This window comes from Emticicia sp. MM (assembly GCF_001649495.1).
Window position 1 is genome coordinate 19,677 of the sequence record NZ_LXHX01000082.1, and the last position, 7,532, is coordinate 27,208.

General features: G+C 38.2%; 4 protein-coding genes. All 4 read right to left on the minus strand.

Annotation, left to right across the window (positions count from 1 at the left end):
• Nucleotides 1-138: 138 nt before the first annotated feature.
• The 4 genes from A6M55_RS09790 to A6M55_RS09805 all read right to left on the minus strand — a co-directional run bounded on the left by A6M55_RS09790 (nucleotide 139) and on the right by A6M55_RS09805 (nucleotide 7,331).
• Nucleotides 139-2,916, minus strand: coding sequence for a PVC-type heme-binding CxxCH protein (locus tag A6M55_RS09790; RefSeq protein ID WP_064197433.1), 2,778 nt, complete (start codon nucleotides 2,914-2,916; stop codon nucleotides 139-141).
• 51 nt (nucleotides 2,917-2,967) lie between these two features.
• On the minus strand, nucleotides 2,968-3,600 hold the full coding sequence (locus tag A6M55_RS09795; protein WP_015028226.1) for a DUF1080 domain-containing protein: 633 nt from the start codon (nucleotides 3,598-3,600) through the stop codon (nucleotides 2,968-2,970).
• Nucleotides 3,601-3,751: 151 nt separating this feature from the next.
• Nucleotides 3,752-4,819: a ferredoxin--NADP reductase gene (locus tag A6M55_RS09800; protein WP_064197434.1), complete on the minus strand. Its 1,068-nt coding sequence runs from the start codon at nucleotides 4,817-4,819 to the stop codon at nucleotides 3,752-3,754.
• Between the two features lie 46 nt (nucleotides 4,820-4,865).
• Nucleotides 4,866-7,331 (minus strand): T9SS type A sorting domain-containing protein, encoded by a 2,466-nt coding sequence (locus A6M55_RS09805; protein WP_156511021.1) that lies wholly within the window; start codon nucleotides 7,329-7,331, stop codon nucleotides 4,866-4,868.
• Nucleotides 7,332-7,532: the final 201 nt, after the last annotated feature.

Consider the following 7,532-nt stretch of genomic DNA (forward strand, 5'->3'; position numbering starts at 1 on the left):
CACAAACTTCGCACAACAAATAAATAATATTTAACTTATTTTCTACCAATATGAAGCCCTTCTGGGGCAAATACAAACTATTTTAAATCTCGCTATGCGAAATTCGGGAACTTCGCTCGGACGAAACCTATCAGATTTCTAATGATTATGATTTTCCATAGCGGGCATAGGATTAGCCCCACCTAATCTTCGCTTCATATACTCAGCAATTTTCGGAAGCTTAGCTTTTTCAGCCATTTGTATGGCTCTTTTTGCATCTACATCGGCCAAAGGTTCGGCGGCATACCAGACCATTAGGGGTAAATTATGGTCATTGGCATCTTCTTCTTTTTGCACCAATGCTTCAACCACACTCCAACGTTTACTTGGTTCAGTTCGTTGCATTGCCGATGCTAAATACAAACGCACCAATGCCGAATTATCAGATTTAGCCATCTTAGCCATTTGCGTAAGAGCTTCTTCAGAAAGTGACTTATTTTCTGCCAATAACTGAATAGCCCAACTTCTGAGATACTCACTTTGGTTGGCTAAAAGTGTTATTAACTCTTGCTCTGAAAGACCGTTAGTCACGTGCAAAGTCCATAAAGCTCTTAGTTTACGCGTTACGTCTGGGTTTGTATTTAAAATTACTTTTAGAGCATCATGCACTTGCTTATTTCCACCTCTTTCTTGCAAAATTGTTCGAGCCTGCCGCACATACCATTCATTGGCATGAAGCTGATAATTAACTAATTCTAAATCAGTGGCTTTTCTTAAATCGACTTGTGTCCATTTATCAGTTTCATAGCTAATTTTAAAAATCCTACCCATTGTTTTATCATGAACATCTGGGTTTGGACTATGACATTGATTTTTATCGTACCAGTCGATGGCATAAACCGAACCACTTGGGTCATATTTAAAATTCAGCCATTGCGACCAACTATCATTCATAGCCATAAAATCTTTTTTATGCTTACCTACGTAGCCCGAACCTTCACGCGTGAGTTGGTCAATGTTAAGTTTTGCCCCATTGATATTATTCATAAAAATATTGTTATGAAACTCCTTTGGCCAATTATTTCCACCTAAATAAATCATTGCACCTGCATGTGCATGGCCACCACCAGCAACTCCCGAACGGAAATTGCCCGCATGGGGGCCACGGTCACCCAACCAATGTACATGGTCGGCAATGGTTTTAATATCATCGTAGATATAAGGATTAAAATGTTTACCTGCCTGACGGAAATAACGCCCTCCTTGAATGATGTGGTACAAATGCGGAATCACACAAGCCGTAATGAACGGGTGTCCATAATCATTGAAATCAAGCCCCCATGGATTACTCGAACCTTCAGCAAAAACCTCGAAAGTATGTTTGGTTGGGTGAAAACGCCAAACCCCAGCATTTATTTTGGTTCTTTGGTCATCTGGAGTACCCGGTTTACCCACTTTTGAGTGTGTAAATACGCCATGTGTGCCATACAACCAACCATCTGGCCCCCAGCGTAAGCTATTGAGTGTTTCGTGGGTATCTTGTGTACCCCAGCCATCCAATAGTTTTTGTGGTTCACCTGTTGGGGTATCGGTACTAAAATCAGTTGGAATAAATAATAAATATGGGGCAGCTCCTAACCAAACACCTCCCATGCCTACTTCTATTCCACTTACTAAATTCAGGCCTTCTTTAAAAACCTTTCTACTATCTAAAGTTCCATCACCATTCGTATCTTCAAAAATCAGAATTCTATCTCGACCTTGTCCTTCGGGTGCTGGTACTGGATAGGTGTGTCCTTCCACTACCCAAAGACGTCCTTTCCAATCAATCGTGAAACAAATTGGGCGAACAACTTCTGGCTCGGCAGCCGCCAAGGTTATCTTAAAACCTTTAGGGGGAGTCATGGCCTTGGCTGCTTCAATACCCGAAAGTCCAGCATTCAGTACAGGGTCAAGTGGTGGTAAAACAATGATGTCTTTTTTAAATAATTCATTCGAAAATTCTGGTCGAGAAGGATAAAAAAGGAAGTTATCGAAGTTGATATGAGCAAATTTTTCATCTGGAATGTAAGGAATCTGCGAGATACCCGTTTCTTTATCAATGATTCGAATAAAGATATTTTTATTCAAAAAAGCCTTCAAATCAATAACTATTGGTTGAAGATTTGCTCTCCCCTGTCCGCTCGTTTGGAAAATAACCTTTTTTGTATCGGCCAATACGATTTCAACGCGAGTATCTTGTAAAGCTCCACCAGAAACCATAAATGAAGCAAATGGATGAGTGATTTTAAAAGGAACTGAAGCAAGTGTACCAGTAAGTTTATAATTTACAGTTCCACCACTACTCAAGAAATACTTGCCCTCGGGACCAATAGTCATATCTTTGGCATGTACTGGCGAAGGGTCTGCTCCAATAACGGGGTTCGCAAATGCATCTCCTGTTGCTGTCCAATCTTGTAAAGAACCCGTTTCAAAATTCAAATTTAGCGGTTTCCCATTTTTGGTTGGAATCACGCCTACTACTTGTTTTTCTATGATATCACCTTCATGCACTTCTAATTTTCCAACCATACCCGCTGCACGGTGCCCCGGAACAGTACAATAATAAGTATCATTTTTATCAGCCACGAAAGTTATGCTTGCTTTTGAGCCTTTTTCAGAAACTGCACTACTCTTGATACCCATTTTTTCTAAAGCAATATCATGGGTCATTACCTCGCCATTGACAATGTTTATCCTTACTCTGCTACCTTTTTTTACTTTTAAAGTTGGGTTTCTCGTACCATTCTTCGCAAAATAGCCCAACATTGTTGTTTCGAGTGTAAATTCTTTATCAATTTTACTTGTGTCTTGTGTAGTTTGTGGTGAAAGTGCCTTTACTTTCGGGCATAGAAATACTCCTACGAGTAAGAGAAAAAGTAAACGTGTTTTGTACATAGTTTTGTTGTATTAGGTTGAATAATGTTTTTGTGTATGTTTAAAGTACGTTTATGGCAATTCTTGAATTTGAATATCTTTGAAAAAGACCTGTGCGGCACCTCCGCCATGAATTTGTAATCCAATGAGGCCCGTTTGTGGAATTGTTAGGTCAGGCTCTGTGTAATCGGTGGTTTGTTTGCCATTGATAAAAATCTGTATGTGACGCCCCTCTGCTCGAAGTTCGTAATCGTTCCAATCATTCAAACGAATGTATTGTTGCGTAAACTTAGGGTCTTGCCCCGCAATCGTTTTGTTTCTTCGAGATTCATCGTAGAGTGTTCCCCAGTAGCCTTCGCCATAATCGGCCTGATAACCTGTCATTTCATGAGCAGGGTCTTTTAATCTTTGGCTTCTAAATTGTATGCCGGAGTTAATAAAACCCTTATTTCCTGTGAGTTTAATTTTGAGTTTTAGAATAAAATTAGCGTAGTTACGTGTGGTGCAGAGGAAATTATTGTGCGGAACATCTTTATCTAAATATCCACCTATGAGTACTCCTTCGGCAATTCGCCAAGTATTTTCAATATCTCCTTCCCAACCTTTGAAGGTTTTTCCATCAAAAAGAGGTGTAAATTTAGGGGGTGTACGAAACGACAGAAAGGCGAAAGCCAATATGACTAAGCCCAAACAAAGTTTTTGCATAAAAAAGAGTATAGGTTGATATAGAATATGACATTAAAAATAATGAAATGATAATTGATAATCAACTTATTACCTATTATTCATGCAAAAAAATAAGTGCTACCTGAAATCAGATAGCACTTACTTGAATCAAATATTTGTCTCTAAGAAATTAATCAATCTCAATTACTACTCCTTTGGTCATTGGGTGAGCCACACAAGTAAGAATAAAGCCCTGTTTGATTTCTTTTTCAGTTAAACCCTCTTCTTCGTCCATTTTCACTTTTCCTTCTACACATTTACCCATACATGCCGTGCACATACCTGCTTGGCACGAATACGGTAAGTCGATATCTTCTTCCAAAGCAGCCTCTAAGATTGTTTGATGTGGTTTTACTTCAAACTCAAATTCTTCGCCTTCATATTTTACCTTCACAGTTTGTGTTTGTAGCGTTTCGCCATCCTCTTCTTTGTTATCGCTTTCATCTGCTATTGCGGCATGGAAGTTTTCTTTGTGGATACGGCTTTTCGGAACATTATATATTTCTAAACCTTTTATTATATCTTCCATCATTTCATTTGGGCCGCACATGTAGAAGTTATCAGTCGAAAAATCAGTATTAAATTCTTTCATCAAGCGAATAGCTAGACCTTGACTAATACGACCTTTTTGTCCAACCCATACCTCTGAAGGGCGACTCAAAACATGACTCACTACCAAACGATTTCCGTATTGAGCTTCAAGTTCATGGAGTTTTTGCTTGAAAATAATCGACTCTTCACTACGATTTCCATAAACAAGACTCACTCTCGAATTTGGCTCCATTTTTAAAACCGATTTGGCCATTGAAAGCAAAGGTGTGATTCCACTACCTGCTCCAAACATTACTAAATGTCGAGCATTATCAGCATCTGTTTCTACCACAAAATTGCCCATCGGTTCAATGATTTCTAAGAAATCACCAACCTTAACTTTATCATTGAGGTAGTTCGATACCAACCCACCAGCTACACGCTTCACGGTTACACCAATTGAGGTATCGCTATGCGGTGAAGTAGACATAGAATAGCTACGACGTACTTTTTTTCCGCCTTCTCCTGCTGGTACAATAATGGTAATGAACTGACCTGCTTTGTATTTAATTTGCTCACTTAAAGGATGCCAGAAATAAATAGTTACACTATCTGAAGTTTCTTGTACAACTTCTTTTACCTGTAAGAAATAAGTTTTTAACGACATTTTTGATTTTTATTTAGACCATGATTGATAAAACCATGTATCTGGACTACTGACTAATTATTATCTTCTTAACAACTTCTTGCTCTGAAGTGTTTATTTTAAGGAAGTATTGGCCTCCAACTAAATTTCTAATATCAAATTTCTCTTGCTGAATTCCACCCAAGGCATTGATTTTTCTTTGTTCTACGATTCGGCCACGGCTATCTAAAATCGTAATGTTTAGAGCCTTGTTGGGTTGTAATTCGAAAGAAACGTTCAACTGTTCTGCTACTGGATTCGGGAAAACATTAACTAATGCTTTACTAAGTGGCTCGTTTGCCAAAATCGCACTTACCTTTACTTCCGTTTGGGCAGTTCCAAAGCAATTATTAGCATCTGTTACTTTTACAGTATAAGTACCCGTAGCATTAATTCCAATATTCAAAATACTCGGATTTTGAATATTGGCGGCAAAGCCATTAGGCCCACTCCATTCGTATTTCAAAGGAGCCGTACCACTTGTTGCATTGCTGCTCAACTTCAATAATTCTCCTTCAAAATAAGGCCCAGAATTACTGGCAGTTACCGCTAATTTAATGGCTTGTATCAGTAGGGCATTGGAGATACTACTTTCTTTACAGCCCGCAACCGCACATGTAGCAGTATAAGTAGTATTGTCTACTGGAGAAATGGCAATTGTAGTACCTGTCGAGCTATTTGACCATTTTAGCACGCCATCTTTACAGCTACTTGACGTGAGCGTTACTTTCTCGTTTCCGCCCGCACAAATGGATAACTTATCAGCTGCGATTACTGGAGGAGGAGTTTGACCAACGGTAATGTCTAGCGTATTGGTACTTTCAATTATTGGTGAAGTAGAAACCACCTTAACCTTATAAGTTCCGCTTTCTAAATCTTGGGCTGTTTTTACATTAACCGAGCGGCGAGGGTCACGGCCGATTTCGATGGCTTTATCAAAGCTTCCTGTTTTATCTGATAATAATATTCTAAAATTATTATCAAGATTGAAATTTGCATCAGCCGTTGTGAAGGCAACCGTGAAACTTTGTCCTGCACAAAAGCTATTTGAGCTCAAATTTGATAGCGTAATACTTGGTTGAACCTCTAAGCCAAATTTACCATTTTCAGTAAAATAATTAGTATATAAATCTACTGAACCCCCACGCCCGTCTTCTACTTCTTTATTACAGCCATATAGCACAATCACGCCACCATTTTTAGGGTGAAGCATGAGTCTATAATCACTGTAAAATGTATAATCTTTGATTGCAACACCATCTTCCCCAAACTTTGGATTGCCATTGGCGTCGAAGTGCTGAACGGTTAGGTCATACCCAATATCTTTAGGTTTCAGCCAAAGCGTATAAACGCCATCTTTACCATCAGAAATCAGTTTATTTGGCAAAAAATAAGCTTTATCCGAACGAGGTGTAAAAACTTCATTTTTCCAAATAATATTGCCATTGGCATTAATTTTAGCTTTCTGAAAAGGTCTTGATTTATCACCAGTTTCTATCCAAGTGGCAAAACCACCACCATCACTTGTTGGTATAATCTGTACATCAAAAGTTGAATTTGACCCTAAATTTACTCCACTTATTCCCCATAAGTTTTTTCCGTCTTTATTTATTTTATGAACGAAAACTGTTCTTTTGTCTTCACCCGAAATTGTTCTTCCCACAATGGCGTTGCCATCAGTATCAACCTTAAACATATCAATTCGAGATTTGCCGTTGAAAGGATTAGGTAATGCTGCTGTGAGTGGAAGGATTTCCTTATTACTGGTATCGAATGTTTGGAAAGAATAATCAGCATTAGGGTCTCGAACGAGGGCTAAGAACTTACTGTTTTTTTCATCGTAAATTACTTTTGTTTCCAAACCTTTGGCTTGCAACAATTTCGTTTCCTCCTCAATAACCGCACCTGAATAATTGAGTTTTTTTGTGTAAACTACATTATCATTGGTAGTTCGATTAAAATTATTGAAGGTTATTAGTAATTTATCATTTTTCAAATCATTCAACTCCAGTACTCCGTCATTAGCATCATCGCTTGTAAGTTCTTGTTCGGTTACTTTCACCCCATCAGCTGCCCATTGTGCTTTCCCTTCACTAGAAACATATTGTGCATATAAATTTCGGCGGTCGGTCTTATTTACATCAATACATCTATGCCAAAGAATATACGCTCCACCTTTGCCATCAGGTTTAATGAGTTTTGGGGTATAAATAAAAGTAGATTTATCTAAAATACGACCAATTCTTAAACCATCTTTTGTCCATTGTGGAGTTCCTTTGGCATCTAGCTTCTGAGCATACAAATCAATCAAGTTATCACGATAATCCGCCCATACATAAAAGCTATTGGCATTATCATCTATTGAATATAAAACAGCATACTGAAAATCAGGGGCAGCACTAACTACAGTCGGAGTTGACGTGTTAGATTTCCACTGAGTATATCCCATTTCAACGGAGCATATGAACAGTAAGCTTACAAGAAAATATTTCATGATTTTGGGTATGGATATAAAGGAAGAGTTTTTATGAAAGAACCCTAATGCGACTTGATATAAGTACAAATTTACGTTCTTATCTTGAAATCAACTAATTAGAGATAAAATAATTCATAAGTTATTGCTTTTATCAAAACAAATCTATAATTTTGCAGCCCCAAAATACCACCCTCGTAGCGTAGCCCGTTTGTTCGAGGG